Below are 26,180 nucleotides of genomic sequence, written 5' to 3' on the forward strand. Positions count from 1 at the left end.
GATGACGTCGGAGGTAATCGACGCGCCGCGCGCCGACCGGAAGCATGAAGGGCATGGCAACCGCGCCGCCACCGCATCCCGGGAGGAACCCATGCCGTACTTCGAGAGCCCCGTGGACGGCACACGGCTGCACTACGTCGACTACGGTCCGGCCGACGGATCCGTGGTCGTCTTCGTGAACAGTTCCTACTTCGGGACGGAGATGTGGGAGTACCAGATGCTGCCGCTGGCGGAGGAGGGCTACCGCTGCGTCGGTTTCGACCGGCGCGGGCACGGCCGCTCGGACGACGTGTGGGGCGGGTTCGACCTGGACAGCCTCGCCGATGACCTGCAGGGCCTGATCGAGCACCTGGATCTGCGTGACGTCACCCTCGTGGGCCACTCCGTGGGCACCGCCGAGATCGTCCGGTGCCTGACGCGGCACGGTGCCGAGCGCGTCGCCCGGGCGGCGCTCGTCGCCGGCATGGTGCCCGGTCCCGTGCGGTCGGCGGACCATCCGGAGGGCATCGCCCCGGAGCTCGCAGAAGCGGCCAAGGACGCCTTCCAACGGGATCGGGCCGCCTTCTTCGCCGACGGCGCCCATGACTTCTTCGCGCTTGACCGGCCGGGCAACGAACTCTCCGACGCCTACGTGCAGTCCATGGTCCGGCGCTGCCACGGGTCGACGGCACGAGCCGGCGTCGCGCTCTGGGACGTCATCGCCGACCTGAACGCCGTGCCCGAACTGACCAAGCTGGACCTGCCCGTGCTGGTCGTCCACGGTACGCACGACGTCTCCGCGCCGTTCGACCTGACCGGCCGTCGCACGGCGGACCTGGTACCGAACGGCACGCTCAAGGTGTACGAGAACGCCGGCCACGGCCTCTTCGCCACCCACGCCGCACAACTCAAGGCGGACCTGCGGGAGTTCATGGCAGACGGCCGAGCCGCCTTGGTCCCGTAAGGGATGATCAGGCCATGAGCGAGATCATTCTGATGTCCGACGCCAGGGTCGCCGCCGTGCCCGTCGAGGAGTGCGGTGAGCCCCTCGTGGACGTAAGCGGTTCCCTGCTGGTCGACGACCGCAAGCAGAAGGACTCCCACGGCGCCCAGGTCCACCTGCGGCAGGGCGTCCTCGACCGGCTCCTCGAAGCGCAGGCGCTGCTGCCCGAGGGGCTGCGCCTGCTGTTCGTCGAGGGATACCGCCCGCCGTCCCTCCAGCGCCTCTACTTCGAGCGGTACGCCGACGAACTGCGCGCCGAGCACCCGGAGCGGACCGCCGGACAACTCCGCACGGCGGCCAGCCGCTACGTCTCCCCGCCCGAGATCGCCCCGCACAGCGCGGGCGCCGCCGTCGACCTGACCCTGGTCGACGCCGACGGCCGCGAACTCGACCTGGGCACACCCATGAACGCCAGCCCCGAGCAGAGCGCGGGCGCCTGCTACACCGGGGCCGACAACATCACCGACGAGGCCCGCGCGAACCGCGAAGTGCTGGGCAAGGCACTGAGCGCGGCGGGCCTCGTCAACTACCCCACCGAGTGGTGGCACTGGTCGTACGGCGACCGCTACTGGGCCCTCGCGACGGGGGCACCCGCCGCGCTGTACGGGCCCAGGGAACTCGACGAGTTCTAGGCTGGGAACGCGTTCACCCCGGTCAGTTCCGCCGAGAACTCCCACAAGCGCGACGCCTGTTCGGGATCGGTCGCCCAGTCCTTCACGCCGACCGTCGCACCGTCCGCCGGGGCGGGCTCGGCGACGTCGCAGTCCTCCAGGTACAGGCCGCCCAGGCCGTCCAGCTGGGGCGAGGTCGCCGCCCACACCTGGGTGGCCGCGCCCTGCTCGGGGGTCTTGAAGCCCTCGGGGTTCAGGACGTTGCCGTTCTCGTCGATCCAGCCGCGCTCGACCATCTCCTCCTTGGGGATGTGGCGCTGCAACGGTGTGATGATGCCGCCGGGGTGGAGCGAGAAGGCCCGTACGCCGGCGTCCCGGCCGAGCTTGTCGAGGTGCACGGCGAACAGCACGTTCGCCGTCTTGGCCTGTCCGTACGCCTCCCACTTGTCGTAGCCGTGGCGCCACTGGACGTCGTCCCAGCGGATGCCGGAGAAGTGGTGGGCGCGCGAGGAGACGGAGACGACGCGGGCGCCACCCGGCGCGATCGCCGGCCACAGGCGGTTCACCAGGGCGAAGTGACCCAGGTGGTTCGTGGCGAACTGGGCCTCCCAGCCGGGCCCGACCCGCGTCTCCGGGCAGGCCATGATCCCGGCGTTGTCGATGACGAGGTCCACGGTCCGGCCGGAGGCGAGGAACCGCTCGGCGAAGGCACGCACGCTCTCCAGGTCGCCGAGGTCCAGCTCGTCCACCTCGACGCCGTCGATCCCGGCCAGCGCCTCCCGGGCCGTGTCCGGGCGGCGGGCGGGGACGACGACGCGCGCGCCCGCCTTCGTCAGGGCGCGTGTGGTCTCCAGGCCGAGGCCCGAGTAGCCACCGGTGACGATGGCCAGCTTCCCGGTGAGGTCGATGCCCTGAAGGACCTCGTCGGCGGTGCTCGCGGCGCCGAAGCCCGAGCCGATCTTGTGCTGTGCAGTGCTCATACCTGGAACGCTACGAATTCGAGTGCTCTCGAAGTCAAGCGGAAACGGGGTGGCGGCGAAGGAAAGCCCCGACCGGACGGGGGAAGCACGGTCGGGGCGGCTGTCGCCCCGGGCGGCCGGCAGCTGGGCGGGGACCCCGGCACGAGTACCACGTCAGGCCTTTGCCACTCCGGACGGCGTACGGCCGTCCTGCGTCCAGGCCAGCAGCTCGTCCAGGGACCACGTGGTGACCACCCGTTCGGCGGGCACCCCGCACTCCTCGGCCCGCGCGCAGCCGTGGATCTGCCAGTCCAGCTGGCCCGGCGCGTGGGCGTCGGTGTCGACGGAGAACAGCACGCCCGCCGCCACGGCCCGGCGCAGCAGGCGTCTGGGCGGGTCGAGCCGCTCCGGACGGCTGTTGATCTCCACGGCCGTGCCGGATTCGGCACACGCGGCGAACACCTCGTCCGCGTCGAACTCCGACTCCGGGCGGCCCCGTCCGGTCACCAGGCGTCCCGTGCAGTGCCCCAGGATGTCGGCGTGCGGATCGCGTACGGCGGCCATCATGCGGCGGGTCATCGACCGGGCGTCCATGCGCAGCTTGGAGTGGACGGACACGACGACCACGTCGAGCCGCTCCAGCAGCTCCGGCTCCTGGTCGAGGGCGCCGTCGTCGAGGATGTCGCACTCGATGCCGGTCAGCAGCCGGAAAGGTGCCCAGGTCTCGTTGAGCTGCGCCACCACCGCCAGCTGCTCGCGCAGCCGCTCGGCCGACAGCCCGCGCGCCACCGTCAGCCGTGGGGAGTGGTCGGTCAACGCCGCCCACTCGTGCCCGAGCGTGGCCGCGGTCCGGCCCATCTCCTCGATCGGGCTGCCACCGTCCGACCAGTCGGAGTGCAGATGGCAGTCCCCGCGCAGCAGCGCCCGCAGCCGCTCACCGCCCTCGGCGAGCGGGCCGGCGGCCTCGCCCTCCAGCTTCTGCAGATAGCCGGGCACCTGCCCGTCCAGCGCCTCGCGCACCACCTGGGCGGTCTTCGGCCCCACGCCCTTGAGCTGCTCCAGCGTCCCGGCCCGCGCCCGCTCGCGCAGCTCCGCCTCCGGCAGCTGCCCCAGCATGCGCGCCGCGGTGCGGAAGGCGCGGACACGGTACGTCGGCGCCAGGGACCGCTCCAGCAGGAAGGCGATCCGGTCCAGTGCCTCCACGGGATCCATCGCCACCTCCTGGATCCAGGGTTCTCCAGCCGGGGCCGGGCCGCACGACGGAAGGGAGGCCCGGTGACACCGTGCGTCCCTTCCGTCCCGGGGAGTGGCGACGGCGGCCGAGATGGGCTCGCCGGGTGAGGCACGCCACTCACGATCGCCGGTTGCGTTCTACGCTCGATGACATGACCGAAGCAGCGTGCCCTTACATCTCCAATCCACGGATCATGGTGCTCGGGGTCCAGCCGGGCACGCCGCCGTTCCGCATCGTGGAGATCGACGGCGAAGTGGTCGGTGAGGCGAAGGCCATCACCGACGTCCTCGAGGCAGCTGCCGCGTTCGGCATCGTCGTCCATGACCTGGACGATCCGGACGTGGTCCGCTGGGTCGGCGGGGACAAGTTCACCTGGACACCGCGCTGGGGCCGCCGCTAGCGGCACCGGCGCGGCTCCGGCTCAGCCGACCGTCCACTTCTGGTTGGCGGCGCCCGTGCAGGTCCAGATCTGTAGGCGGGTGCCGTTGGCCGAGTTGTTGCCGGTGACGTCCAGACACTTGTTCGCCTGCGGGTTCACGATGTCGTGCGCCGCGGAGACGGCCCACTTCTGGTTCGGGCCGCCCGTGCAGTCCCACAGCTGTACCGTCGAGCCGTCCGCCGTGCCGTTGCCGGTGACGTCCAGGCACTTCCCGAGCGCCCGGAGCGTGCCGTCCGCGCCGACCGTCCACTGCTGGGCCGCGGTGCCGTTGCAGTCGTAGAGCTGTACGGGGGTGCCGTTGGCGGAGTTCGCTGCGGCCACGTCCACGCACTTGCCGGCCAGCCCCTTGATCGCCGCGCCGGCGGACGTGTCGCCCGTCGTCACCGAGACCGAGTCCACGACGAGCTGCTGCGGGAAGACGGTGGAGCCGTCCGGGTCGCCGGGCCAGTAACCGCCGACCGCCAGGTTCAGGATCAGGAAGAACGGCTTGTTGAACACCCAGGTCTTGCCGCTCAGGTCGGCGGGCGTGCGCCGCTGGTAGACGGTGCCGTCCACGGACCATGTGATCGAGTCGGGCGCCCAGTCGACGGCGAAGGTGTGGAAGGCGTCCGCGAAGGCCTGGCCGTTCGCCAGGGAGTAGGCCGCGCCTATGCCGCCGGAGCCGGAGTAGCCGGGCCCGTGGATGGTGCCGTGGACGGTCGAGGGTTCGAAGCCGACGTTCTCCATGACGTCGATCTCGCCCGAGTCCGGCCAGTTGACCGGGGTGCCGAGCATCCAGAACGCCGGCCACATGCCCTGCCCGCGCGGGATCTTCATCCGGGCCTCGACGTGGCCGTACTGGGCCGTGAACTTCCCGGCGGTGTTGAGCCGGGCCGAGGTGTACTGGCAGGTGCCGTACCAGCACTGGTAGTTGGCGGGGTTCTCCCGCCGGGCCGTGATCACCAGATGCCCCTGGCCGTCCAGGGACGCGTTGTTGGTGCCGGACGTGTAGTACTGCCGCTCGTGGTTGTTGACGTTGTCGCCGGTCTCCAGCTGCCACTTCGAGGCGTCCACGGCCGCACCGGCCGGTCCGTCGAAGCTGTCGGAGAACGTCACGGCGGCCGCCGAAACGGACGGCGCGTCCGCCTGCGCCGGACCGATCGCGGCGGACGCGGCCAGTACGGCGGACAGGGCGGCGAGAAGACATCTGCGGAGCAGGCGTGGGGAGGCCACGGCTCTCCCTTCCGTACGGCGTGCCCGGGGACGGGCGTGCCGACCGAGGTGGGGGATGGATGCGTCGCCTCTTGATTTAAGAAGTAAGTTAAGTGGCCGTCAATACTTTGGTACGGACCAGTGGTCGAGCGCGCGGCCGAACGAGCGGGGCCCGTTCGCGCGCTACTCCGACCGCTTGCGCGCGTGCACCGCGCGGCTCAGCCTCCGTCCCAGGAGCAGGTAACCCACCAGGGCCCCGCCGGTGTTGAGGATGACGTCGTCGATGTCGAAGGCGCGCCCGGTGATCAGTGCGCCCTGTGCGAACTCCACCAGGAGCATCACGATCGCGGTCAGCAGCAGCACGCGCAGCACCCCGCGGGCCCGAGGAGCCACGACCGGCACCAGAATGCCGAACGGCACGCCGAGCAGCAGGTTCCCGCCGATCTGTTTGACGGCGTCACGCAGCGCCGGCTGGTCCAGGTAGGCCTTCAGGGAACGGCCCGGATGCAGATTGGTGTGCGTCAGCGCCTCCGACGCGGGTGAGGGCTGGAGGGTGAGCCGGGCCAGCACGACGGCGAAGGCCACCATGAACGCGAAGGCGCACAGCATCGCCGGCAGGCGGAGGAGGAAGGGGAGCGGCCGGTGGTCACCGCGGGCCGGTCGCGGCGCGGGCTTGGCCTTCTTGGCGGCGCGGGAGCGAGACGGCTTGCCGCTCGTGGCGGCCGGCTCGGTTCCGGCGGGAGCCGCCTTGGTCCTGGCGGGAGACGGCTTGGACTTGGCAGGAGTCGGCTTCGACTTGGTGGTGCGGGAGAGAAAGGCGGTACGCGACCTCGAGGCTGTACGGGCCATGCGGTCCTCCAGTCTTCAACTTCGCGATGTCATAAGGCGGTTACCCGCGATCGGGCCGTCGAAGCCGTGAACGAAGGGCGCCCGGAGTGCGCCCGCGTTTCCATTCCTGCGCTCGGGGCAACCGGGTTGGGACCCGCGCGCGCCGCCGCTCGCCACAGCAGGGGCGGTGCTTGGATGCCGGGGAACGACGGACGGGGCAGGACCGCGAGGAGGTGGCGTGTGAACCGGCGCGACAACCGGCGCATGACAACGCTCCTCGCGCTCGCCGAGATCCTGGCCTGGTGGGCCGCGCTCACCGTGCTGTGGCTGGTCCTGATCAGCACGGTCTACACCCTGGAGTGGGCCGTCGGCGCCGGCGCCGCATGCGTCGGGGCGCTGGCGGCACGGGCCGCCCGCCGGGCGGTGGCCGACCGGTGAACGGCTGGCTCCTCGCCGCGACCACCGTGCTTGCAGGGGGAGTGGGCGCGTCCCTGTGGGGTGTGGCCACCGGCCCGCTGCGCCGCCGGGTCGTCGCCCAGAACCTCTCCACCGCCGTGGCCTGCTCCGCCCTCCTGCTCCTCGCCCAGGCCTACGACCGCCCGGCGTACGTCGACCTCGCCCTGGTACTCGCGCTGCTGGGCCCGGTCGGCACGCTCGTCTTCGCCCGGCTGCTCGCCGACGAACTCACCGGGGACCCGCCGCGTGCCTGGGGCGTGACCTGGGCGGCCGCGGGTCTCGGCGCGGTCGTCGTCCTGGTGCTGTGCGCGGCCACCGGCCCGAGCCGGGCGATGGCGAAGCTCCTGGTCATCGGCGCACTGCTGATCGGCGGCAACGTCATCGCCTCACGCGCGCTGGCAGGCGGATTCGGCAGGGTCCGCCGTGGCTGACGCGGTCATCGTCGTCGCGCTACTGCTGGTGGCCGCCTCGGCGACAGCCGCCGTCGCGACCCGCGATCCGGTGCGTCAGGCCCTCGTCCTGGCTGTCCTCGGCGTGACCCTCGCCGTGCTGTTCACCGTGCTCCAGGCTCCCGACGTCGGACTGTCCCAACTGGCCGTCGGTTCCGCGCTGACACCCCTGTTGCTGCTGCTCACGGTCCGCAAGGTGAAACGGCGGGCGCAGCGGAAGGGGCGCGAGCGGTGAACCGCCGCGTCCGGCTGTGGCTCGTGGTGACCGGCGGCGTCGGGCTGGCCGCGCTGCTCGTCGCCGCCTGCTTCGACCTGCCCGCCTTCGGCGGTGCCCGGCACCCCTACGGCGCACGCGCCGTACGCGCCTCTCTCGCCCGGCACACCGCGAACGTCATCTCCTCCGTCAACTTCGACCAGCGCGCGTACGACACGCTCGGCGAGATGAGCATCCTCTTCGCGGCCGTGCTCGGCTGCGTCGTCCTGCTGCGCCAGGCCCGCGACGAACACCGCGCGAAGCCCGAATCCGCCGAGGTGGACCGGCTCGTGCGTGGCTACTCCCTGACCGTGCTGCCCGTCGCCGTCGTCACCGGCCTGTACGTGATCGCGCACGGCCAGCTGAGCCCCGGCGGCGGCTTCCAGGGCGGAGTCGTCGCCGCGACCGCCCTGCACCTGCTCTATCTCGGCGCCGACTACCGTGCCCTGGAACGCGTCCGCCCGGTCGGCCGGTACGAGGTCGGCGACGCGCTGTCCGCCTCCGCCTACGTCGTCACCGGGCTCGCCGGCGTACTCGCGGGCACCGCCTTCCTCGCCAACACCCTGCTGCCGTACGGCACGTTCAACACGCTGTCGTCCGGCGGCACCGTCCCGCTGCTGAACGCGGCCATCGGCATGGAGGTCGCCTGCGCGGTCGTCGTGCTGCTCGCCCGCTTCCTGGACCAGGCCGTCGAGATCGAGGAGGAGAGCGGGAAGTGAGTCCGCTGTGACCGCCCTGACGCACGTGCTGCCGTACCTGGTCGCCGTCTGGATCTTCCTGGCCGGCTGCTACGGCCTCGCCACCAGCCGCAACCTGATCCACGCCGTCGGCTGCCTGGCCGTCTGCCAGTCCGCCACCTATGTCCTGCTGCTGGCCGTCGGCTACCGGGACGGCGCCACCGCGCCCGTCTTCTCCGATGTGCAGCCCGGTTCGCGTCCCGTCGTCGACCCGGTCGTACAGGCCCTCGCCCTCACCGACGTCGTGGTCGGCGCCACGGTCACCGCGCTGCTGCTCGCCCTGGTCGTGCAGATCGCCAAGCGGCACGGCACGGTCGACCCCGACGAACTCTCCGAGCTGCGCGGCTGATGAATCACCTCCTCCCGCTGGTCGTCGCCGTCCCGCTGCTCGGGGCGGGACTGCTGGTCGCCTGCGGCCGTCGGCTGCCGCGGGTCGCCGCCGAGTCGATCGGCTGCGCCGTCTCGGCCGGCACCGCCGCGCTCGCGCTGATCCTGCTGCTGAACTCCTCGCCGCCCATGGTCGAGTGGGCCGGAGGCTGGGTGCCGGTCAACGGCGAGAGCGTCGGCATCGCCCTGACCGGCGACGGCTCGGGGCTCGGCCTGGCCGTGCTCGCCTCCCTGCTGACGCTGGCGGCACTGGCGTACTCCTGGCGCTACTTCGAGGAACCGCCACGCCGCCACGCCGGTTCCTTCCCCGCGCTGATGCTGGTCTTCCAGGCGGGCATGTGCGGCTTCGCGATCGCCGGGGACCTGTTCAACGCGTTCGTGTTCTTCGAGCTGATGAGCGTGGTCGCGTACGCGCTGACCGGCTACCGGATCGACGACCCCAGGGCCGTGCAGGGCGCACTGACCTTCGGGGTCGTCAACTCCCTCGGCGCGTACGCCATGCTGATGGGCGTGGGGCTGCTGTACGCGCGCACCGGCGAACTGTCCATGACGCAGATCGGCCGTGGACTCGACGCGCACGGCCGGCCCGACGCACTCGTCCTCGCCGCCTTCGTCCTCGTAGTGACGGGCCTGCTGATCAAGGCCGCCGCCGTGCCCTTCCACTTCTGGCTGCCGGACGCGCACGCCGTCGCGCCCACCCCGGTGTGCATGCTGCTGTCGGGCGTCATGGTCGAACTCGGGGCATATGGCGTGTGGCGCGTCTACGGCACCGTGTTCTCCGGCCCCGGCGGGGTGCCGGCGGCCGATGCCGAGCGCGCGCTGGTGGTGCTGGGCGCGCTGACGGCGGTGGTCGGCGCGGTCATGTGCTGGTATCAGCGGCACATCAAACGGCTGCTGGCGTACTCGACGGTCGCCCACACGGGACTGTTCCTCATCGGCATCGGCGTACTCAAGCCGGAGGCCGACGACGGGATCGCCCTGTACGTCCTCGGCCACGCCGGGGTGAAGGCCGCGCTGTTCGCCTGTACCGGCATCCTCCTCGACCGGTACAGCAGCGTCGACGAACACGCGCTGCACGGACGCGCCCGCAGGTTGCGCGGTGTCGCCGTGCTGTTCGCCGCCGGAGGCCTCGGCCTCGCGGGCCTGCCGCCCTTCGGTACGGCACTCGGCAAGGCGATCACGGAGGAGGCGGTGGGCGGCCCGCTCACCGTGCTGTACGTCGCCACGTCGGCGGTCACGGCGGGAGCGGTGCTCCGGGTCGCCGCCCGGGTGTTCCTCGGCCTGGGCCCCCGGCCGCAGGAGAAGGCCGAGTACGAGACGACCGGTTCCGGCGAGCGGCCCGAGACCCGGCAGCGACTGACCCGGGTCCCGGACTCCATGACCACGGTCCCCGCGGTGCTGCTCGCCGGAGCGCTCGCCGTCGGCGTGGCCCCCGGCTTCGCCGACGTGGTGGCCCACGCCGTCAACGAAGCCGGGTCGGGAGGTGTGGTCACCTCCGTGCACTGGACCCCCGCCGGAATCCTCCTGGGCCTCCTCTCCACCCTGCTGGCCGTGGGCCTGGCGGCCGTGGCCGTCACCCGCCCGGGTCTGCTCGGCGCGCCGCACCGGCTGCTGCCGCTGCGGCGCCTGCAGTCCGGGCACGTCGGGGACTACGTGGCCTGGGTGCTGGTGGGCACGACGCTGCTCGGCGCGCTGGCCCTGCCGGGTGTGGCCGGTGGCTGATCAGGTCCCGTAGGAGATGTGCACCTCCTTGAAGCCGAGAGAGCCCAGCAGCCCTTCGAGCATCTCCGTGGTGTTGGTCTCGGCGCGTGTGGTCAGCCCGCTGTCCTTGGCCGCGTCGCCGATGTGCCGGACGGCGAGCTTCTGCACGGCCTGTTCGCCGTTCGGGTTGTCCGAGAAGAGGTCGCCGAGCCGGTCGAGGAGACCGCGCTGCTTGGAGACGGCGTAGGAACGGTCGGGGTCGAGGGCCGGCTTGCCGAGCTGTGCGTGCGGCAGCCGGAGCGTGGCGGACGTGCGGTCGTCGTTGACCGTCACGTCGTTCTTGGCGAGCTTGCCGAGGTCGACATAGGCGTCGACGGTGCCCGCCCCGACGTACAGGGTGCGGGTGCCGCGGAGCGCGTCGGGCAGGTACTTGGCGTCCTTCTCCAGGTCCACGACGACCTGGAAGTTGCCGGAGGCCGCGTCGTAACGGCTCATGTCCTGGATGGACTTGAGCAGAGCGGGACCCGAGCGATCCCGGGTCTCGGTGCCGAACAGGTCCCGCAGCCCCGGCAGCACGGCCAGCCGGATGCCGGCGAACAGCACGACGAGCACCAGCACGAAGGCGGTCACCACTTTCGCCCAGCCGGGCATGCGCTTGGGAATGCGCCTGATGGAAGTCGTCATGTCGACGGTCCTCCCTTCCTACTAGGCAGATTCCCCTCAATTCCTTTACCAGACCGCCTTGTTGGATGATCTCTTGTCCTCCGGGCCGCTCGCGGAGGCCGTGCGCCGGATTCACCACGGTGAGTCCGTCAGCGCCCTGTTCGACGCGCCGTGAACCGAATAGACAGGAAGGGGACGGACCCGAGGAGGGCGCGCAGTGGCGAAGGCGAAGTTCGAGCGGACCAAGCCGCACGTGAACATCGGCACCATCGGTCACATCGACCATGGCAAGACCACACTCACGGCGGCCATCACGAAGGTGCTCCACGACAAGTTCCCGGACCTGAACCCGTATACGCCGTTCGATCAGATCGACAAGGCGCCCGAGGAGCGCCGGCGCGGCATCACGATCTCCATCGCCCATGTCGAGTACCAGACGGAGCGCCGGCACTACGCGCACGTCGACTGCCCGGGGCACGCCGACTACATCAAGAACATGATCACCGGCGCCGCCCAGATGGACGGCGCGATCCTGGTCGTCGCCGCGACGGACGGGCCGATGCCGCAGACCAAGGAGCATGTGCTGCTGGCCCGGCAGGTGGGCGTGCCGTACATCGTCGTGGCCCTGAACAAGACGGACGTGGTCGACGACGAGGAGATCCTGGAGCTCGTCGAGCTGGAGGTGCGCGAGCTGCTCACCGAGTACGAGTTCCCCGGCGACGAGGTCCCCGTGGTCCAGGTCTCCGCGCTCAGGGCCCTGGAGGGCGACCCGAAGTGGACGGCGTCGGTGCTCGAACTCCTTGCCGCCGTGGACGAGTTCGTGCCCGAGCCGGTGCGGGACGTGGACCGGCCGTTCCTGATGCCGATCGAGGACGTCTTCACCATCACCGGGCGCGGCACGGTCGTCACCGGCCGGATCGAGCGCGGCACGCTACGGGTGCACAGCGAGGTCGAGATCATCGGCATCCACCAGCAGAAGACGAGGACGACGGTCACCGGCGTCGAGATGTTCCGCAAGCTCCTCGACGAGGGCCGGGCCGGGGAGAACGTCGGGCTGCTGCTGCGGGGCGTGAAGCGGGAGGAGGTGGAGCGCGGGCAGGTCGTGATCAAGCCGGGGTCGGTCACCCCGCACACGGAGTTCGAGGCGCGCGCGTACATCCTGTCCAAGGACGAGGGCGGCCGGCACACGCCGTTCTTCCAGAACTACCGGCCGCAGTTCTACTTCCGCACGACGGACGTGACGGGGGTGGTGACCCTGCCGAAGGGCACCGAGATGGTCATGCCGGGCGACAACACGACGATGCACGTCCAGCTGATCCAGCCGATCGCCATGGAGGAGGGGCTGAAGTTCGCCATCCGCGAGGGTGGCCGGACGGTGGGGGCCGGTCAGGTCACCAGGATTCTCAGGTAGCGGGGAGGGTCATAACGTGCCGGACGTGGCCTCGGGCTGTCCCAGGGCCGCGTCCAGGGTCGGACGTGGGGGCAGCAGCCGGGACAGGCCGGTCAGTCGCAGGATGCGAAGCGTCAGCGGGTGGGTGCACACCAGGTGCAGCTGCCCTCCGTGGTCGAGGACCCGGCGCCGGGCCCGGTAGAGCAGGCGCAGGCCGGAGCAGTCGAAGAACTCGACCTGCTTCAGGTCGATCACGATCCGGGGCTCGGCGCCCGACGTGGCGCGGTCCAGGTGCGGGACGATCTCCACGGCCGCCGCGATGTCGATCTCGCCGCGGAACTCCAGGACCGTGTGGCCCCGGTCCCGGTGGACGCGCAGATGCCGGGTGAGCGGCGCAGGTTCCTGCTGCACGACATCGCCTCCAACCCGCTTCGGGGACGGGGACCCAAATCGCTTCCCCGCCCTGCAAGTTACCCTCGGACGAGTGAATTTGAGCATGTTCGATTGACATATGTCTTCGAATTGCGACCGACTTCTTTCAAGATCTGAGCCAACTGGGGCGAACAGCTGAGAAACGGCTGGGGAACGGCTGTGGCGAAGGGCTACGACAGGGCGTGCCAGGCCTCGGTGAGCGCCTTGCGGAACTGCTCGGTCTGGTGTGCCGTCAGGTTCCGCAGCATCCGCTCCTCCAGTTCCCGCACGGCCGTCGCGTGGTGCGCGAGCAGATCGCGTCCGGCGTCGGTCAGCAGGATCAGCAGCTCCCTCCGGTTGCGCGGATTACGCTCCCTACGTATGAGCCCGCGGCTCTCCAGGGACCGGACGAGGTCGGCGATGGACTGGGCGGTGACGAAGGAGTCCCGGGCGAGCTGCGCCGCCGAGAGCCCGTCGTGCCGCTCCAGCACGGTGAGCGCGGTGTACTGCAGCGCGGTGATCCCGGACGGCTTGACCAGCTCGTCCAGATGGGAGCGCACGACGAGTTCCACCTGCTTGACCATGTACAGCAGGGACGGAGGTGTCTTGGTTGTCTGCGGGCCGACCATGCCCCGAGCGTAGACCATTGACAGGAAACCTGGCCTTCATGAGACTGCGAACCAACAGGAATCCTGTTTGTTGAAAACTTGGCGACGATGCTGAGGAGCGGCGATGGCCACCAACGAGATCGAACCCGGGCAGCTGTTCATCGGGGGACAGTGGCGCGAGGCCGCCGACGGTGCCCGCACCGAGGTGCTCGACCCCGCCACGGGCACGGTCGTCACCACCGTCGCGGAGGCGGGCGCCGCCGACGTGGACGCGGCCGTGCGCGCCGCCCGGGCCGCCTTCGGCGGCGGCGGGTGGTCCGGGCTGAGCGGCCGCGAGCGGGGCCGAGTACTGCGCCGGGTCGCCGAGCTGATCCGCGAGAACGCCGAGGAGCTCGCCGCGCTGGAGAGCCTCGACGTCGGCAAGCCGATCACGCTGTGCCAGGCCGTCGACGTCACGAACGCGGCCAACGACTACGAGTACTTCGCCGACCTCGCCTCCTCCCTGCACGGCGCGACCCGCGACACCCCCCTCAACGCCCTCGCCTACACCCGGCGCGAGCCGCTCGGCGTCGTCGCCGCGATCACGCCCTTCAACTTCCCCCTCATCCTGGCCGGTTCGAAGCTCGCCCCGGCGCTCGCGGCCGGCAACACCGTCGTCCACAAGCCCGCCGACGAGACTCCGCTCAGCGCCCTGTACATGGCCCGGCTGCTCCAGCGGGCGGGCGTCCCCGACGGCGTGGTCAACGTCGTCACCGGCGCCGGGCCCGTGGCCGGCGAGGCGCTGCTGCGGCACCGGGGCGTGGACAAGATCGCCTTCACCGGTTCCACCGCGGTCGGCCGGCACGCCGCGAGCGTCGCCGGCGAGGCCCTCAAGCCCGTCACCATGGAACTCGGTGGCAACGCCGCCCACATCGTCTTCGAGGACGCCGACCTGGAGAAGGCGGTCGGCGCGATCATCAAGGGCTTCGTCTTCAACACCGGACAGTTCTGCATGGGCGGCCCCCGCCTGCTGGTGGCCCGCCCCGTCTACAGCACCCTGCTGAACATCCTCGCCGAGGCCGTCCCCGGCGTACCGGTCGGTAACCCCAGGCAGCCCGAGACCGTGGTCGGGCCGATGGCGGGGGAGAAGCACCGGAGGAAGGTCGAGGAGTACGTCGCCCTGGCCCGCAAGGAGGGCGGCCGCATCGTCTGCGGCGGCGAACGGCTGGACCTCGACGGCGGCTACTACTACAAGCCGACGGTGATCGCCGACCTGCCCAACGACTCCCGGGTGGTCCAGGAGGAGATCTTCGGACCGGTCCTCACCGTGCAGCCCTTCGACTCCGAGGAGGAGGCCGTGGCGCTCGCCAACTCCACGCCGTACGGCCTGGCTTCGGGCGTCCAGACCACCAACCTGGCCCGCGCCCACCGCATCGCCGACCGGCTGCAGGCGGGCATCGTCTGGGTCAACGACTGGGCGATGCTCGACCCCGCGGTCCCCTTCGGCGGCGTCAAGGACTCCGGCTTCGGCCGCGAGTACGGCCCCGAGGCGCTCGCCGCCTACACCCGGACCAAGTCCGTCGTCGTCTCCCTCGACTGACCGCCGCCGGCTGCCGCCAAGGAGTTCATCAGATGCCCATCACCACCCGCGCCGCCGTGGTCGAGTCCGGGGGAGCGCCCTTCACCCTGTCCGAGGTCGTCCTCGCGGACCCCGGCCCGCACGAGGCGGTCGTCCGGATGGCGGCGACCGGCCTGTGTCACACCGACCTCGGCGTGGCGAGCGGCGGACTGCCCTTCCCGCTCCCCGGAGTCCTCGGTCACGAGGGAGCGGGGGTCATCGAGGCCGTCGGCTCCGCCGTCACCGGGGTGGCGCCCGGCGACCATGTGGTGCTGTCCTTCACGTCCTGCGGCGACTGCCGCACCTGCCGTGGGGGCCACCCGGCGTACTGCGCGACCTGGCTGCCCCTCAACCTGATCGGCGGCCGCAGGGCCGACGGCACCCACACGATCAGCCGGGGCGGAGAGCCGCTCGGCGGCCACTTCTTCGGGCAGTCCTCGTTCGCCGAGCGGGCCCTGGCGGACGAGCGCAGCCTCGTGAAGGTCGACCCGGACGTACCACTGGAGTCGATCGCTCCGCTGGGCTGCGGAGTGCAGACCGGGGTCGGCGCCGTCTGGAACGTGCTGAAGCCGGACACGGGCAGCACCCTCGTCGTCCTCGGCGCCGGAGCCGTCGGCCTGTCGGCCGTGATGGCCGCCGCCCTCACCCCGGCCACCACGGTCATCGCCATCGACAGGGTCGGCGAACGACTGTCGCTGGCCAAGGAGTTGGGCGCCACCCACACCGTCGACGCCGGCGAGACGAACCTCGTCGAGGCGATCGCGGACCTCACCGGCGGCCGGGGCGCCGACGGCGTCGTCGAGACGACCGGCAATGTCGCCGTACTGCGCCAGGGCGTGGACGCGCTCGCGGTACGCGGCACACTGGTCGTCGTCGGCGCCCCGGCGTTCGGCACCGAGGTCTCCCTGGACGTCAACGGGCTGCTCGCGGGCAAGCGGATCGTCGGCCTGACCCTCGGCGACAGCGAGACACAGACCTTCATCCCCGCCCTGGTCCGCATGGTGCGCGAAGGCCGGCTCCCGCTGCACCGCCTGATCAGCACCTATCCGTTCACGGACATCGACCGGGCGGTGCGGGACATGAGCGCGGGCAAGGCGATCAAGCCCGTGCTCACGTTCAGATAGTCAGCACCAGCTTCCCCGTGGTCCGGCCGGTGTCGCCGAGCGCGTGGGCCTGGGCGGCGTCGGCCAGCGGGAACGTCCCCGCGATCGTCGCACGCACCTTGCCCTCCTCGACCAGCTCCGCGATCGCCTGCATTCCGGTGCGGTCCGCGTCGACGAGCATGCGCACCGCCCGTACGCCGAGCCGCTCGGCCTCCGCGTAGAAGTCCTGCGAGCCCACCGGCAGGATCGAGACCACGACCCCGCCGGGGCGCAGCACGCGCAGCGAGCGCAACGAGTAGTCGCCGCCGATCGTGTCCAGCACGACGTCGACGTCCTTCACGGCCTCGGCGAAGTCGGTCTCGCGGTAGTCGATCGCCTCGTCCACGCCGAGCCCCCGCAGGAACTCGTGCTTCCCGGCACTCGCCGTGCCGATCACGTACGCGCCCCTCGCCTTGGCGATCTGCACGGCCACGTGCCCGACCCCGCCCGCCGCCGCGTGGATCAGTACCCGCTGCCCGGGCCGCAGCTCCGCCGTCTCCACCAGGGCCTGCCACGCGGTCAGCGACACCAGCGGCAGCGCGCCCGCCTGCGTGTGGTCCACCCCGGCGGGCTTGAGGGCGAAGACGCGGGCCGGGGCGGCGACGTACTCGGCGTGCGAGCCGTGGCCGAACGGGTACGACAGCATGCCGAAGACCTCGTCCCCGGGCGCGAACCGGGCGACGCCGATCCCCACGGCCTCGACCACGCCGGAGACGTCCCAGCCGAGGACGAACGGCGGCTTGCCGAGGAAGCCGCCTGTGGCGCGGTGCTTCCAGTCGGTCGGGTTGAGTCCGGCGGCGCGTACCCGGACCAGCACCTCGTTGGGCCGCGGCTCCGGCCGCTCCAGTTCCACGACCTTCAGGACCTCGGGACCACCCAGGACGTCCTGGCTGACAGCGCGCATCGTGTTCTTCACAGTGTTCATGGTGTCCCAGCGTGCCGGGGGCCGCCCGCCGAGAACATGGCACGATTGCCAACCTTCGATAAGATCGTGCCATGCAGCATGTGGAACGGGTCGTGGTCCTGGCGCTGGACGGCGTCTATCCCTTCGAACTGGGCATCCCCAGCCGGATCCTCGGCGCGGCCGACGGCCGGTACGAGGTGCTGACCTGCACCGTCGACGGACGTCCGGTGCGCACCAACGCGGACTTCGCGATCACGGTCGAGCACGGGCCCGAGGTGCTCGCCACGGCCGATACGGTGGTGATCACCCCCGTCTCGCCGTCCCGGGTCGCCGCCGACCTCCCGGACGAGGTCGTGGCAGCCCTCGCGCACATCCGGCCCGACGCCCGCATCGTCTCCATCTGCACCGGCGCCTTCGTGCTCGCCGCGGCCGGACTCCTGGACGGCCGGAAGGCGACCACGCACTGGCAGCTGGCCGACGCGTTCCGGCGCATGTACCCGCACGTGGCCCTGGACCCCGACGTCTTGTTCGTCGAGGACGGCCGCATCCTGACCTCGGCCGGAGCCGCCTCCGGCGTCGACATCTGTCTGCACATCGTGCGCACCGACCACGGCAGCGAACTGGCCAACACGGTCGCCCGGCGCTGCGTGGTCCCGCCGTTCCGGGACGGCGGCCAGGCCCAGTACATCGAGCAGCCCGTGCCCGCGTCCGGTTCCGCCGGCACGGCCGCCACCCGCGCCTGGGCCCTCGAACGCCTCGACGACACCCTCACTCTCGCCGACCTGGCCGGCCACGCCCGGATGAGCCTGCGTACCTTCGCCCGCCGCTTCCACGACGAGGTGGGCCTCAGCCCGGGCCGCTGGCTGATCCAGCAGCGTGTCGCGCGGGCCCGGCACCTGCTGGAGTCCAGCGACCTGTCCGTGGACCAGATCGCGGGCCGTGTCGGCTTCGCCACGGGCGCCTCTCTGCGTCAGCATCTGCACGCGGCGATCGGGGTCTCACCGCAGGCGTACCGGCGGACGTTCCAGGCGACCCGCTGACCACCGAACGATCCCGGCCACTCGTGCGTCGTAGGAGGGCACACGCGAGTCGGAGGAACAGGGGTGGGGATGCGCAAGGGGATCGTGGCGACGGTGGTGCTGGTCGGTCTGACGGCGGTGGGGTGCGGCGACGGGATGCGCGACGACCTCGTCGTCACCGGCACGCCCCCGGCCACACCGTACGCCGGGCGGCTGGATCTGCCGTTCAAGGAGAGCGCCGACGGCAGTCCGCGCGAGGCAGAGCAGAGTTCGGGCTCGGCCGGCCAGGCGCTGGAATGCGACCACGGGATCTACGAGGGCACCGGGGGCGATGGGTGGAGCAAGGGTGACGGCGGCAAGACGCCGGAAGAGGGCCTGAACGCCTACTTCAACATGTATCAGCCCGAGGTGCCGGAAAGCGGCTACCGGGTGGAGCGCAAGGAAGAAGACCGTGTCCTGTTCTCGTACGACGTCAAGGGCAGGACCAAGGTCGCCGTCGTGGTGGCCAAGGACCAGCCGAACCGCCCCGGCTGGGGCCCGGAGACCAGCGCCTCCTGCGACCCGGCCGAATTCCCGGCGAGCTACACCGACTCGAAGGGGTACGAGATCTGGCTCGACCGTGACGGCAACCGGGTGCCCACCTCCGTCGTGAGCAGCTCCGTGGGTCCGGAGCACTGCGACTGGGAGAGCGCGCACTTCCTCGGCCTGGGACAGGGCGAGAAGGGCAGGCAGTACGTGCGCGACCCGCAGGGGGTGCTCGGGACCGAGTCGCTCACCGCCCCGTACGACGGAGACGTCCGTATGCCGGCCGACGCCCATGACACCGGCTACCACTTCCACGACTGGGAACTGTGGCTGGCGGCCGACAAGGCGACGGCCTACGTCCGCACCCCCGACGGGGTGGAGGCATGGCCCGCCACGAAGGACGGAGTGGGCTGTATGTGAGGCGTCAGCGGCTCATGTGCAGGGCGACGAGCAGCTGCCAGACCTGATCGGCGATCTCCTGCGGGGTGCCCTCCAGCACCCCGTGCAGCCAGTCGGCGAGGACCCCCGCGAAGGTGGCGGCCACCGCGGAGGCGACGAGCGGGGCGTCCGGGGCGCCGACCAAGGTGCGCTCGGCCAGGCTGCGGGCGCGCAGATCCCGGTGCAGCACGAGACCGAGCGGGCCGCCGCCGCCCGGGCTCAGGAGAGCGCGGTAGAGGGCGGCGCGCGGGGCCAGCTCGGCGAAGAACGTGCGGAGCGCGGGCGGCGCGGACACCGGGTCGGGCCGCCCGCGCCACGCGTGCAGTGCCTCCACGGCGTCCCGTACGACATCGGCGCAGGTGTCGACGGCCAGTGCCTCCAGGTCGGCGTAGTGCACGTAGAACGTGGCCCGGCCGACGCCGGCCCGTCGCACCAGCGCGGCCACGCCGACCTCCTCCAGCGGCCGCTCGGCGCACTCCTCCAGCAGCGCCTGCCGCAGCTTCGCCCGGGTCCGGGCGGCCCGCGGGTCGTCCGGCGTCACTGCGCGACGAGGACGGCGGCCAGGGCGAGCGCGCCGGGCAGGGCCTGCGCGAAGAGGATCCGGCGGTTCGCGGTGACCGATCCGTACACACCCGCGACCACGACGCAGCACAGGAAGAAGACCTGCACACGGAAGCCGGTCGGATCCGCCGCGATCAGTCCCCACACCAGCCCCGCCGCCAGAAACCCGTTGTAGAGCCCCTGGTTCGCGGCCAGCGGCGCGGTCGCCCGGGCCATCTCCGCGTCGAACCCGTGCAGCCCCCGCCCCGGCTTCTTCTGCCACAGGAACATCTCCAGCACCAGGATGTACGCGTGTAGCGCGGCCACCAGGCCCACCAGCACGTTCGCGACGGTCTCCATACCCTCCCCCTTCTTGGACAGGTGTCCACTGTACATGGACAGGTGTCTGGGAAACCGTGACTCGGGGCCCCTCGCTTCGAACCCCTCTAGTCCGCCGCGTACACCCGCTCGCCCCCCACATACGTCAGCGCCACGCCCGTCTCCGCGATCGCCTCCGGCGGCCCGGCGAACGGATCGCGGTCCAGCACCACGAGGTCGGCCAGGGCCCCCACGCGCACCCGGCCGGTGTCGTCGAGGTGGTTCACGTACGCCGATCCGGCCGTGTACGCCGTGAGCGCCTCTGCCAGTGCGATGCGCTCGCCGGGCAGGAACACCGGGCCGGAGCCGCCTGGTTCGACCCGGTTGACCGCGACATGGATGCCCTGGAGCGGGTCCGGGCTGCTGACCGGCCAGTCGCTGCCCGCCGCGAGGGTGGCACCCGAGCGCAGCAGCGCGCCGAACGGGTACTGCCACACGGCCCGTTCGGGCCCGAGGAAGGGAATCGTCAGCTGGTCCATCTGCGGCTCGTGCGCCGCCCACAGTGGCTGGATGTTGGCGGTGGCGCCCAGCCGGGCGAAGCGTGGCACGTCGTCGGGGTGCACGACCTGGAGGTGTGCCAGATGCGGCCGGGTGTCGCTCGGCCCGTTCGTGGCGCGCGCGGCCTCGACCGCGTCCAGGGCGTCGCGTACGGCCCGGTCGCCGAGCGCGTGGAAGTGGCACTGGAAGCCGAGCGCGTCCAACTCGGTGACGTATTGGGGTAGGCGTGAGGCATCGACGAAGCTGGTGCCCCGGTTGGCGGTGGCGCAGCCGCATCGGTCCAGATACGGGTCCAGCAGCGCGGCGGTGCCGTTCTCGGCGACCCCGTCCAGCATCAGCTTCACGGTGCTCGCACGGAACCGGCCGTGGCTCAACGCGGCCCGCCGCTCGACGAGTTCGGGGATCTGCTCGGCGCCGCGCTCGCGGTCCCACCACAGGGCGCCGACGACACGCGCGGTCAGCGAGCCGTCGCGGGCCGCCGTCCGATACGCCTCGGACGGGTCGTCCATGCCGAGGAAGTCCCCGACGAGCGCGTCCTGCCAGGCCGTGATGCCGAGTGCGTGCAGGGCCCGCTGAGCGTGCAGCAGCGCGGCCAGCCGGTCGGCCGACGTGGCCGGCGGTGCGAGCCGCCCGACCAGCTGCATCGCCCCCTCCTGCAGCGTCCCGCTCGGTTCGCCGGAGGCGTCCCGCTCGATGCGTCCGTCGGCCGGATCAGGGGTGTCCCGGGTGACTCCGGCCAGCGCGAGGGCGCGGCTGTTGACCCAGGCGCCGTGGTGGTCACGGTTGGGCAGGTAGACGGGCCGGTCGGGGACGGCCGCGTCCAGGAGTTCCTTCGTCGGCATACCGCCCTCGAACGCCTCCATCGACCAGCCGCCGCCGAGGATCCACTCCCGCTCCGGATGCGCCTGCGCGTAGGCCCGTACGGCGGCCAGGGTGTCGTCGGCGGTCCGGGTCCCGGTGAGGTCGCACTGGGAGAGCTCGAGTCCCGCCGGCACCGGATGGACATGCGCGTCCTGGAAGCCGGGCAGCAGCAGCCGGCCGGCGAGGTCGACCACCTCCGTCCGGGGGCCGGCGAGGTCGTGCGCCTCGGCGTGTCCGACGGCGGTGATGCGGTCACCGGTGACGGCCGCGGCGGTCGCCGTGCGGCCTTCGGGGGTGAGGACGGGGCCGCCGGTGAAAAGGAGGTCAGCGTGCATGTTCCGTTTCCTTGTCGGGACTATCGAGGTGTGGCCAGGAGCCGGGGCGCGTCGGCGTCGGTGCCCTCGCCCGTGCGGAAGTACGGCGACCTGCGCACGAACTTCGCCCAGACGGCGGCCGCGAACCCGGACGCGATCATCACCAGCGGCACGAGCAGCAGGAACCACCCGTTGTCCGCGCTGAGTTCGAGATGGTCGGCGGAGGTGTAGAACGACCAGCCGAGATATCCGCCGAGACCGAGCAGGGCGGCGGCACTCAGCGCGGGCAGCACCACCGCGCGCACGCCCTGCCGCCAGTCCTCGCGGAGCAGGCCGCGGAAGCGCACGGCCGCGGCGAGCGCGGTGAGCGCGTACGACAGCGCGACGACGATGCCCACGGCGTTCACCGTCGCCATGATCATGTCGGCGAGTCGCGGGATGACCAGGGCGAGCGCCGCCACCGCCGTGGCCAGCGCGCCGATCAGCAGCGTCCCGGCCGCCGGAGTCCCGTACCGGGAGCTGACCCTGGACCACACCGGCCCGAGCGTACGGTCCCGGCTCATCGCGAACATCGCCCGGGCCGTGGGAATCACCCCGGCCTGCAACGAGGCGACAGCCGAGAACATCAGGGCCACCAGCGGCAAAGCGGCCAGCGGCTGCGCGGCCAGCCGGTCGCCGAAGAACGCCAGCCCCTCGGCGCCGTGGCCCGCCAACTCATTTTCCGACAGCACGCGTTGGAAGGCAACCGAGCCGAGCAGGAACAGCACCAGCATCGTCACCAGGGTGATGAGTCCGGCGCGCGAGGCGTCCCGCGGGTCGCGCACCTCCTCGTTGACGCTGAAGGCGGCCTCGAAGCCCCAGTAGCAGAACACCGACAGCAGCAGCCCCTGGGCGAGCGCCGAAGCCGACGGGACGGCGAAGGGATCGAACCAGCTCAGGCTAAAGGCGTGCGGACCGGTGACGATGCCGTAGCCGCAGAACCCGAGCAGTACGACGTACTCGAAGACCAGCAGCCCGGTCTGGAGCCGTGCCGCCGTACGGATGCCGGTGACGGCGGTCAGGGTGACCGCGGCCAGTACCACGATCCCGACCGCCGTCGTCTGTGCCGTCGAGCCCGGGTCCAGGGTCAGCCCGCCCACCCGGTGCACCCCGGCCTCCCCGGCCAGCTGGAGGACCGCCGACCCGGTGACCGCCGTGGTGTACGCGAGGAACGCCACCGTGGCCACGATGTTCACCCAGCCGACCAGGAAGCCGAGCCACGGCGTCAGCGAACGCCCCACCCACACATAGCCGTTGCCCGCGTTCGGCTCGACGCGGTTCAGCCGGGAGTAAGCGCCCGCGATCCCCAGGATCGGCAGGAACGCCAGCAGCATGACCGCCGGCAGATGCAGACCGACCACCCCGGCCGTGACGCCGAGGCCGATGCCGATGCTGGTGGTCGCCGCCGTACTGGACGCGGCGATGGCGACGCCGTCCAGGACGCCGAGGGACTTGCGCAGCGCGGGCCGCGCGGGAGGGGCGGCGCCGTAGGGCTTGTCGTTCATGGCCAGTACTCCGCTCGCACCGGGGGGCCTGGTCGGCCCTGGTGAACGCACATGAAACTGGCCGGGGACTTAACAGGTCAACGGTGTTGTCATAAGGTGCCCGCTACCGGCCCAGGGAGGCAGTCCATGACCGACCGCGTCGTCCCGCCCGCCGCCCGGCGGCGCAGACGCCCCACCAAACAGGGCGTCGTCCTCTCCACGGAGCTGATCGTCGCGACCGCCCTCAGACTGATCGAGGAGCACGGCGCCGACGCCCTCTCGGTCCGCCGCCTCGGCCGGGCCCTGGGCGCCGATCCCAGCTCCCTGTACCGCTACTTCCGGCACACCGACGACCTGATGCTCGCCATCGCCGACGAGCTCATCGGCCGTACCCTGCGCGCCTGGCACCCCACCGGCGACTGGCGGGCGGACCTGCGCGACCTGGGCCTCAGGATGCACGCGGGTGCCCTCGCGCATCCACGGGCGGCGGTGCTGAGTTCCTACCGCGTGACCGGGCGTGTCCATGAGATCCAGGCCGTGGAGGCCATCCTCGGGGTGCTGCGCGGGGCCGGCTTCCCCGACGAGGAGGCGGTGCGGATCTACCACGCCTTCGTCGACCAGACCCTGGCCTTCAGCGCCCTCGACTCCGCGAACAGGGCGCTGCCGCAGGCCGCGCGCGAGGCGGAGGCGGCCGTGTGGCGGGCGACGTACGCCCGGCTGCCCGCCGGCACCCACCCGCACATCGCCGCCACGGCCCGCCACCTCGTGGCCACCATGCGGCACAGCTCCTACCCGGCCGCGCTGGACCTCCTGCTGAGCGCGGCGGCGGCGCGCCTGGCGGAGATCAGTGCGCGGGCGGGCGGCTGACGGTCACACTGGGAGACGTGCGACCGTCAGCGCAGTACGACATCCCGCCGGGAGGCCCTCGACGATGACCCCACCACCCGCACGCCCCGCCAAGCAGCGCAAGCACGACACCCTGCACCGACTGGAACACGACGAGGACGCATGGGTCGCCACGGCCGATGAGGCCGGAGGGATCCCGTACCTGGTCCCGCTCTCCTTCTTCTGGGACGGCGCGACCCTGCTGATCGCCACCCCGGAGGCCAGCCCCACCGGCCGCAACCTGCGGGCCACGGGCCGGGCGCGGCTCGGCATCGGCCCCACCCGCGACGTGGTGATCGTCGAGGGCAGCGTCCTGACGGTGCCACCCGCGGACCTGCCCGAGGAGGACGCCGAGATCTTCGCGGGCAAGACCGGCTTCGACCCGCGCCAACTCGCCACGCCGTACCTGTACTTCCGGGTCCGCCCCGAGCGCGTGCAGGCCTGGCGCGAGGCGAACGAGCTGGAGGGGCGGGACCTGATGCGAGACGGGAAGTGGCTGGTGGCCGACTGAATCCGCCGGGCCGGGATATCCGCAAGGTACAGGGCGGCGGGGCAGACACGCCCCGCGCCCGCAATCCCTGCGGAGGAGACAGGGCACTGGTGAAAGCGGGCGTCGATCGCGATCGGGGCGCTGCTGGTCCTCGTCGCCCACGTGCTCGGCCGCGAGGCGCGTGACCAGCTCATCGGGGAGGCCGCCGACCCGGAACTGCGTGCGCTGCCGGCGGCGCAGCCCGAGATCGACAGCGTGGAGGCACTGTTCACGATGATGACGGGCCTGGAGTCGACCCTGGTGGCCGCTTCCTCGATGTGACCGACCGGCGCGCACAGGAGGCAGGACAAAGCCCCGCCGCGACGGGGGAGCGCGGCGGGGCCTGAGATCCGGGTGCCCGGCGGACGCCGGTTCATGCATCCCGGGTGGGAAATATTTCGCTCATTTTCCGTCGGCCGGTTCGAGGACGAAGACCGGGATCTCGCGGTCCGTCTTCTCCTGGTAGTCCGCGTACGGCGGGAAGGCGGCGACGGCGCGCTTCCACCACCCTGCCTTCTCCTCGCCGGTCACCTCGCGGGCCGTCATGTCCTGCTTGGCCGGCCCGTCCTGAAGTTCCACATGAGGATCGGCCTTGACGTTGTGGTACCAGACAGGGTGCTTGGGTGCCCCGCCCAGAGACGCGACCGCGGCATAGCGTCCGTCGTGCTCGACACGCATCAGCGGCGTCTTGCGGAGCTTGCCGCTCTTCACGCCCCGCGTCGTCAGCAGGATGACGGGCAGTCCCGTGTCCCGCAGGGTCGTCCCCTTGGTGCCTCCGGAGCTCTCGTACAGCTCCACCTGTTCACGTACCCACTGCGTCGGGCTGGGTTCGTACTCGCCCTCAAGCGGCATGGCATTCGTCCCATCGTCGCGTCGTACGGCTGATCGCACCGTACTTCAACACCGCAACGTCCGGCATTCGTCCCGGGTCGCGGTGCACGGTGCAGATCAGCCTTACCCGGGCGCCACCAGCATCCGCGCGGCCAGCGCGGCCATCACCCCGCTGGACGCGAGCGCCGTCACCAGCCGCCCCCGGTGTCCCGTCAGCGCCCGGCCGAGCAACGCGCCGCCCCCGGCGATCAGCAACTGCCAGCTCGCGGACGCGGCGAAGGCCGCCAGGACGAACACGCCTTGTTCCAGGGGGCGTACGGTCTGCGCCGTACCGGCACCGAGGACGAGCGCGGCGAAGTAGATCACGGTGGTGGGGTTGAGCAGGGTGATGCCGAGCAGCCCCAGATAGGCCCGGGCGGGGCTCGGTGGCGGCGGGTCGGAGCGGGTGGCGAGCCGGTGGCCCCGGTACCGGCGCACCGCTGTGATCGCGCTGCGTACCGCCAGCGCGATCAGCACCAGTGCGGAGGCCCAGCGCAGCGGCCCCAGCACCGGCCGCAGCGCGGCGGCCAGGGCGGAGCCGCCGAGTGTGGCCAGGAGGGCGTAGAGCCCGTCGGCGCTCGCCACGCCGAGCGCGGCGCAGGCGCCGGTGCGCAGTGAGGTGCGGGCGGTGAGGGAGACGAGATAGGTCGCGACCGCGCCGACGGGTACGGCGATACCGTAGCCCGCTACCAGGCCCGCGACGAGCGCGGCCGTCACGACCGGGCGGAATCGGGCCTCCGGGGGCGGCCGGGCTGCTGCTGGACGCGGACCGGAAGAACGGCGGCGGGCGTCGGCGGCAGAAAGGCATCGGTCGTAGGCATGGCGAGATACTGGAGGGCGTGGCTCCCCGCGGCAACC

The 26,180-nt window shown here is 71.6% G+C and carries 30 protein-coding genes and 1 pseudogene; 17 read left to right on the plus strand and 14 right to left on the minus strand.

From position 1 onward, the window contains the following. Window positions 1–91 precede the first annotated feature (91 nt). Together ABT114_RS02545 and ABT114_RS02550 are read left to right on the plus strand one after the other, a co-directional pair. Window positions 92–943 carry an alpha/beta fold hydrolase gene (locus tag ABT114_RS02545; protein ID WP_351137701.1) on the plus strand — a complete coding sequence of 284 codons (852 nt, stop codon included), beginning with the start codon at window positions 92–94 and terminating at the stop codon, window positions 941–943. A 14-nt stretch (window positions 944–957) separates the two neighbouring features. Further along, window positions 958–1,614 (plus strand): M15 family metallopeptidase, encoded by a 657-nt coding sequence (locus ABT114_RS02550; RefSeq protein WP_351137703.1) that lies wholly within the window; start codon window positions 958–960, stop codon window positions 1,612–1,614. Here ABT114_RS02550 and ABT114_RS02555 read toward each other — a convergent pair. Then, complete coding sequence (locus ABT114_RS02555) at window positions 1,611–2,573, minus strand: SDR family NAD(P)-dependent oxidoreductase (RefSeq protein WP_351137705.1); 963 nt, start codon at window positions 2,571–2,573, stop codon at window positions 1,611–1,613. The genes ABT114_RS02550 and ABT114_RS02555 overlap by 4 nt on opposite strands. Window positions 2,574–2,726: 153 nt before the next feature. Beyond that, window positions 2,727–3,764 (minus strand): PHP domain-containing protein, encoded by a 1,038-nt coding sequence (locus ABT114_RS02560; RefSeq protein WP_351137707.1) that lies wholly within the window; start codon window positions 3,762–3,764, stop codon window positions 2,727–2,729. Between the two features lie 173 nt (window positions 3,765–3,937). On the opposite strand from ABT114_RS02560, the gene ABT114_RS02565 reads away from it, so the two are divergent. After that, window positions 3,938–4,186: a hypothetical protein gene (locus ABT114_RS02565; protein ID WP_351137709.1), complete on the plus strand. Its 249-nt coding sequence runs from the start codon at window positions 3,938–3,940 to the stop codon at window positions 4,184–4,186. A gap of 21 nt (window positions 4,187–4,207) precedes the next feature. Here the strand turns inward: ABT114_RS02565 and ABT114_RS02570 are convergent, their stop codons facing one another. Both ABT114_RS02570 and ABT114_RS02575 read right to left on the minus strand, forming a co-directional pair. Continuing rightward, complete coding sequence (locus ABT114_RS02570) at window positions 4,208–5,437, minus strand: ricin-type beta-trefoil lectin domain protein (RefSeq protein ID WP_351137711.1); 1,230 nt, start codon at window positions 5,435–5,437, stop codon at window positions 4,208–4,210. A 162-nt stretch (window positions 5,438–5,599) separates the two neighbouring features. After that, the gene (locus ABT114_RS02575) at window positions 5,600–6,265 is read right to left on the minus strand and encodes a VanZ family protein (RefSeq protein ID WP_351137713.1); all 666 of its coding nucleotides are present in this window, start codon (window positions 6,263–6,265) and stop codon (window positions 5,600–5,602) included. Window positions 6,266–6,508: 243 nt separating this feature from the next. On the opposite strand from ABT114_RS02575, the gene ABT114_RS02580 reads away from it, so the two are divergent. From ABT114_RS02580 to ABT114_RS02605, 6 genes are read left to right on the plus strand one after another with little or no spacing between them, the layout of a single operon-like run. Next, on the plus strand, window positions 6,509–6,682 hold the full coding sequence (locus ABT114_RS02580; protein WP_351137715.1) for a hypothetical protein: 174 nt from the start codon (window positions 6,509–6,511) through the stop codon (window positions 6,680–6,682). Continuing rightward, the gene (locus ABT114_RS02585) at window positions 6,679–7,131 is read left to right on the plus strand and encodes a monovalent cation/H+ antiporter complex subunit F (RefSeq protein WP_351137718.1); all 453 of its coding nucleotides are present in this window, start codon (window positions 6,679–6,681) and stop codon (window positions 7,129–7,131) included. The genes ABT114_RS02580 and ABT114_RS02585 overlap by 4 nt, the downstream gene beginning before the upstream one ends. Next, the gene (locus tag ABT114_RS02590) at window positions 7,124–7,384 is read left to right on the plus strand and encodes a Na(+)/H(+) antiporter subunit B (RefSeq protein WP_351137721.1); all 261 of its coding nucleotides are present in this window, start codon (window positions 7,124–7,126) and stop codon (window positions 7,382–7,384) included. The genes ABT114_RS02585 and ABT114_RS02590 overlap by 8 nt, the downstream gene beginning before the upstream one ends. Continuing rightward, window positions 7,381–8,121: an MnhB domain-containing protein gene (locus tag ABT114_RS02595; RefSeq protein WP_351137724.1), complete on the plus strand. Its 741-nt coding sequence runs from the start codon at window positions 7,381–7,383 to the stop codon at window positions 8,119–8,121. The genes ABT114_RS02590 and ABT114_RS02595 overlap by 4 nt, the downstream gene beginning before the upstream one ends. A gap of 16 nt (window positions 8,122–8,137) precedes the next feature. After that, on the plus strand, window positions 8,138–8,488 hold the full coding sequence (locus tag ABT114_RS02600) for a sodium:proton antiporter (RefSeq protein ID WP_351138198.1): 351 nt from the start codon (window positions 8,138–8,140) through the stop codon (window positions 8,486–8,488). Further along, window positions 8,488–10,248: a complex I subunit 5 family protein gene (locus ABT114_RS02605; RefSeq protein ID WP_351137726.1), complete on the plus strand. Its 1,761-nt coding sequence runs from the start codon at window positions 8,488–8,490 to the stop codon at window positions 10,246–10,248. Before ABT114_RS02600 ends, ABT114_RS02605 begins: the two co-directional genes overlap by 1 nt. Here the strand turns inward: ABT114_RS02605 and ABT114_RS02610 are convergent, their stop codons facing one another. Further along, entirely contained in the window at window positions 10,249–10,911 is a 663-nt protein-coding gene (locus tag ABT114_RS02610; protein WP_351137728.1) for a DUF4230 domain-containing protein, read from the minus strand. 196 nt (window positions 10,912–11,107) lie between these two features. On the opposite strand from ABT114_RS02610, the gene tuf reads away from it, so the two are divergent. Further along, on the plus strand, window positions 11,108–12,301 hold the full coding sequence (tuf, locus tag ABT114_RS02615) for an elongation factor Tu (protein ID WP_351137730.1): 1,194 nt from the start codon (window positions 11,108–11,110) through the stop codon (window positions 12,299–12,301). 9 nt (window positions 12,302–12,310) lie between these two features. On the opposite strand, the gene ABT114_RS02620 is transcribed toward tuf, so the two are convergent. Together ABT114_RS02620 and ABT114_RS02625 are read right to left on the minus strand one after the other, a co-directional pair. After that, window positions 12,311–12,691, minus strand: a complete 381-nt coding sequence (locus ABT114_RS02620; RefSeq protein ID WP_351137732.1) for an anti-sigma factor antagonist — start codon at window positions 12,689–12,691, stop codon at window positions 12,311–12,313. A gap of 191 nt (window positions 12,692–12,882) precedes the next feature. Continuing rightward, on the minus strand, window positions 12,883–13,320 hold the full coding sequence (locus tag ABT114_RS02625) for a MarR family winged helix-turn-helix transcriptional regulator (protein WP_351137734.1): 438 nt from the start codon (window positions 13,318–13,320) through the stop codon (window positions 12,883–12,885). A gap of 103 nt (window positions 13,321–13,423) precedes the next feature. On the opposite strand from ABT114_RS02625, the gene ABT114_RS02630 reads away from it, so the two are divergent. Further along, the gene (locus tag ABT114_RS02630; RefSeq protein ID WP_351137736.1) at window positions 13,424–14,878 is read left to right on the plus strand and encodes an aldehyde dehydrogenase family protein; all 1,455 of its coding nucleotides are present in this window, start codon (window positions 13,424–13,426) and stop codon (window positions 14,876–14,878) included. 32 nt (window positions 14,879–14,910) lie between these two features. Continuing rightward, window positions 14,911–16,020: an NAD(P)-dependent alcohol dehydrogenase gene (locus tag ABT114_RS02635; protein WP_351137738.1), complete on the plus strand. Its 1,110-nt coding sequence runs from the start codon at window positions 14,911–14,913 to the stop codon at window positions 16,018–16,020. Here the strand turns inward: ABT114_RS02635 and ABT114_RS02640 are convergent. Then, on the minus strand, window positions 16,013–16,963 hold the full coding sequence (locus ABT114_RS02640; RefSeq protein ID WP_351137740.1) for an NADP-dependent oxidoreductase: 951 nt from the start codon (window positions 16,961–16,963) through the stop codon (window positions 16,013–16,015). The two genes, ABT114_RS02635 and ABT114_RS02640, sit on opposite strands and share 8 nt — an antisense overlap. 71 nt (window positions 16,964–17,034) lie before the next feature. Between ABT114_RS02640 and ABT114_RS02645 the strand changes: the two genes are divergently transcribed. Then, a complete protein-coding gene (locus ABT114_RS02645; RefSeq protein WP_351137742.1) occupies window positions 17,035–17,982 on the plus strand; it encodes a GlxA family transcriptional regulator in 948 nt (315 codons plus the stop codon). Between the two features lie 69 nt (window positions 17,983–18,051). After that, window positions 18,052–18,906, plus strand: coding sequence for a hypothetical protein (locus ABT114_RS02650; protein ID WP_351137744.1), 855 nt, complete (start codon window positions 18,052–18,054; stop codon window positions 18,904–18,906). Window positions 18,907–18,910: 4 nt separating this feature from the next. Here the strand turns inward: ABT114_RS02650 and ABT114_RS02655 are convergent, their stop codons facing one another. The 4 genes from ABT114_RS02655 to ABT114_RS02670 form a co-directional block, all read right to left on the minus strand. Then, window positions 18,911–19,465, minus strand: coding sequence for a TetR/AcrR family transcriptional regulator (locus ABT114_RS02655; protein WP_351137746.1), 555 nt, complete (start codon window positions 19,463–19,465; stop codon window positions 18,911–18,913). Next, a complete protein-coding gene (locus ABT114_RS02660; RefSeq protein WP_351137749.1) occupies window positions 19,462–19,824 on the minus strand; it encodes a DUF1304 domain-containing protein in 363 nt (120 codons plus the stop codon). Before ABT114_RS02660 ends, ABT114_RS02655 begins: the two co-directional genes overlap by 4 nt. An 86-nt stretch (window positions 19,825–19,910) precedes the next feature. Continuing rightward, window positions 19,911–21,536, minus strand: coding sequence for an amidohydrolase (locus ABT114_RS02665; RefSeq protein WP_351137751.1), 1,626 nt, complete (start codon window positions 21,534–21,536; stop codon window positions 19,911–19,913). 20 nt (window positions 21,537–21,556) lie between these two features. Next, window positions 21,557–23,059 (minus strand): APC family permease, encoded by a 1,503-nt coding sequence (locus tag ABT114_RS02670; protein WP_351137753.1) that lies wholly within the window; start codon window positions 23,057–23,059, stop codon window positions 21,557–21,559. A gap of 126 nt (window positions 23,060–23,185) precedes the next feature. Here ABT114_RS02670 and ABT114_RS02675 point away from each other — a divergent pair, with 126 nt between their 5' ends. From ABT114_RS02675 to ABT114_RS02685, 3 genes and pseudogenes are all read left to right on the plus strand, one after another. After that, window positions 23,186–23,905 carry a TetR/AcrR family transcriptional regulator gene (locus tag ABT114_RS02675; RefSeq protein WP_351137755.1) on the plus strand — a complete coding sequence of 240 codons (720 nt, stop codon included), beginning with the start codon at window positions 23,186–23,188 and terminating at the stop codon, window positions 23,903–23,905. 64 nt (window positions 23,906–23,969) lie between these two features. Beyond that, complete coding sequence (locus tag ABT114_RS02680) at window positions 23,970–24,434, plus strand: pyridoxamine 5'-phosphate oxidase family protein (protein ID WP_351137757.1); 465 nt, start codon at window positions 23,970–23,972, stop codon at window positions 24,432–24,434. 99 nt (window positions 24,435–24,533) lie between these two features. Then, window positions 24,534–24,799, plus strand: a pseudogene (locus ABT114_RS02685) (cation diffusion facilitator family transporter); the annotation flags it as partial. Window positions 24,800–24,854: 55 nt separating this feature from the next. On the opposite strand, the gene ABT114_RS02690 reads toward ABT114_RS02685, so the two are convergent. After that, a complete protein-coding gene (locus tag ABT114_RS02690) occupies window positions 24,855–25,304 on the minus strand; it encodes a nitroreductase family deazaflavin-dependent oxidoreductase (RefSeq protein ID WP_351137759.1) in 450 nt (149 codons plus the stop codon). Window positions 25,305–25,406: 102 nt separating this feature from the next. Next, window positions 25,407–26,039 (minus strand): LysE/ArgO family amino acid transporter, encoded by a 633-nt coding sequence (locus ABT114_RS02695; protein WP_351137761.1) that lies wholly within the window; start codon window positions 26,037–26,039, stop codon window positions 25,407–25,409. Window positions 26,040–26,180: the final 141 nt, after the last annotated feature.

The organism is Streptomyces sp. NPDC002088, assembly GCF_040296605.1.
Lineage (GTDB): Bacteria > Actinomycetota > Actinomycetes > Streptomycetales > Streptomycetaceae > Streptomyces.

What these genes read in the sequence shown, in the direction of transcription:
- ABT114_RS02580 (WP_351137715.1), top strand. Translation starts at nt 6,509, where the DNA reads ATGACAACGCTCCTCGCGCTCGCCGAGATCCTGGCCTGGTGGGCCGCG.
- ABT114_RS02675 (WP_351137755.1), top strand. Translation starts at nt 23,186, where the DNA reads ATGACCGACCGCGTCGTCCCGCCCGCCGCCCGGCGGCGCAGACGCCCC.
- ABT114_RS02640 (WP_351137740.1), bottom strand. Translation starts at nt 16,963, where the DNA reads ATGAACACTGTGAAGAACACGATGCGCGCTGTCAGCCAGGACGTCCTG.
- ABT114_RS02555 (WP_351137705.1), bottom strand. Translation starts at nt 2,573, where the DNA reads ATGAGCACTGCACAGCACAAGATCGGCTCGGGCTTCGGCGCCGCGAGC.
- ABT114_RS02605 (WP_351137726.1), top strand. Translation starts at nt 8,488, where the DNA reads ATGAATCACCTCCTCCCGCTGGTCGTCGCCGTCCCGCTGCTCGGGGCG.
- ABT114_RS02545 (WP_351137701.1), top strand. Translation starts at nt 92, where the DNA reads ATGCCGTACTTCGAGAGCCCCGTGGACGGCACACGGCTGCACTACGTC.
- ABT114_RS02625 (WP_351137734.1), bottom strand. Translation starts at nt 13,320, where the DNA reads ATGGTCGGCCCGCAGACAACCAAGACACCTCCGTCCCTGCTGTACATG.
- ABT114_RS02630 (WP_351137736.1), top strand. Translation starts at nt 13,424, where the DNA reads ATGGCCACCAACGAGATCGAACCCGGGCAGCTGTTCATCGGGGGACAG.
- ABT114_RS02610 (WP_351137728.1), bottom strand. Translation starts at nt 10,911, where the DNA reads ATGACGACTTCCATCAGGCGCATTCCCAAGCGCATGCCCGGCTGGGCG.
- ABT114_RS02645 (WP_351137742.1), top strand. Translation starts at nt 17,035, where the DNA reads ATGCAGCATGTGGAACGGGTCGTGGTCCTGGCGCTGGACGGCGTCTAT.
- ABT114_RS02560 (WP_351137707.1), bottom strand. Translation starts at nt 3,764, where the DNA reads ATGGATCCCGTGGAGGCACTGGACCGGATCGCCTTCCTGCTGGAGCGG.
- ABT114_RS02565 (WP_351137709.1), top strand. Translation starts at nt 3,938, where the DNA reads ATGACCGAAGCAGCGTGCCCTTACATCTCCAATCCACGGATCATGGTG.
- ABT114_RS02650 (WP_351137744.1), top strand. Translation starts at nt 18,052, where the DNA reads ATGCGCAAGGGGATCGTGGCGACGGTGGTGCTGGTCGGTCTGACGGCG.
- ABT114_RS02680 (WP_351137757.1), top strand. Translation starts at nt 23,970, where the DNA reads ATGACCCCACCACCCGCACGCCCCGCCAAGCAGCGCAAGCACGACACC.
- ABT114_RS02690 (WP_351137759.1), bottom strand. Translation starts at nt 25,304, where the DNA reads ATGCCGCTTGAGGGCGAGTACGAACCCAGCCCGACGCAGTGGGTACGT.
- ABT114_RS02550 (WP_351137703.1), top strand. Translation starts at nt 958, where the DNA reads ATGAGCGAGATCATTCTGATGTCCGACGCCAGGGTCGCCGCCGTGCCC.
- ABT114_RS02665 (WP_351137751.1), bottom strand. Translation starts at nt 21,536, where the DNA reads ATGCACGCTGACCTCCTTTTCACCGGCGGCCCCGTCCTCACCCCCGAA.
- ABT114_RS02660 (WP_351137749.1), bottom strand. Translation starts at nt 19,824, where the DNA reads ATGGAGACCGTCGCGAACGTGCTGGTGGGCCTGGTGGCCGCGCTACAC.
- ABT114_RS02670 (WP_351137753.1), bottom strand. Translation starts at nt 23,059, where the DNA reads ATGAACGACAAGCCCTACGGCGCCGCCCCTCCCGCGCGGCCCGCGCTG.
- ABT114_RS02635 (WP_351137738.1), top strand. Translation starts at nt 14,911, where the DNA reads ATGCCCATCACCACCCGCGCCGCCGTGGTCGAGTCCGGGGGAGCGCCC.
- ABT114_RS02575 (WP_351137713.1), bottom strand. Translation starts at nt 6,265, where the DNA reads ATGGCCCGTACAGCCTCGAGGTCGCGTACCGCCTTTCTCTCCCGCACC.